Origin of the sequence: Stenotrophomonas maltophilia group sp. RNC7, assembly GCF_030910085.1 — a bacterium.
In the GTDB taxonomy this organism is placed as follows: Bacteria; Pseudomonadota; Gammaproteobacteria; order Xanthomonadales; family Xanthomonadaceae; genus Stenotrophomonas; species Stenotrophomonas sepilia.
Genome location: NZ_JAVFVN010000843.1, coordinates 1 through 701 on the forward strand (window position 1 = coordinate 1; position 701 = coordinate 701).

At 42.2% G+C, this 701-nt stretch carries 1 protein-coding gene; it reads right to left on the minus strand.

What is annotated here, in order from left to right; all coding sequences use genetic code 11:
* The coding region (locus RCF13_RS20190; protein ID WP_308141511.1) for a hypothetical protein at positions 1-395 on the minus strand (395 nt) is incomplete at its 3' end.
* Positions 396-701 lie beyond the last annotated feature (306 nt).

Here is a 701-nt window from a genome sequence, read left to right on the forward strand (position 1 = left end):
CGATTCTGTACGCTCCCAGGAATCTTAGCAATATCTCCCTTCCCCTTAGACGCCGAGAAGGTCTGTAGATACCCAGGGCCTCCTAATCTCTTTCCACTTTTGACCAATGGTTTTACAGCCTTCGCTGGTTTAAATCCCATCGTTACAAGAGCAAGCATCTTATCGCCGTCTGCCGCGTTAGGGTCTGCAAACATTCGAAGTTCTTCGACCATGAAGAAGTTCCCTACGTTCACTACACCCTTCGTCGCTCCTGAGAATAGTCCTGCTGGTACTCCATAGCTTTCGCCTATCCCATCCATCTCATCTGCAAACACTTGTACGTTGCGATCATAATCTCTGAAATAGCTGTCACTGAATGGAACCCAGTTCGGTGCCGATCTCCAGCCCTTAGGCAAGAAGCTCTTTCATACAAGCTAAATGACGAAATCTTCATGCATGTATTACATGTGTTAGATATGTTATTTGCTGAATAATAGATTCATACGGCACTAAGTAGCCCAAAAAAAACCTTGAAAGGCATGATACCAATCAAGGTTTTGTATAAACTACAGATTTTCAGAAATGTACTTTTGTCCCCATTCATTAAATTTTTCCCAAAACTTTTCATCAAAAACAGATTCTTCGTTTAGCCTGAAAGCCACCCCAAGCTCTTTCCACTTAACAAAATTAAAATTTGGTGGATACATCCCTGTCGTATACAA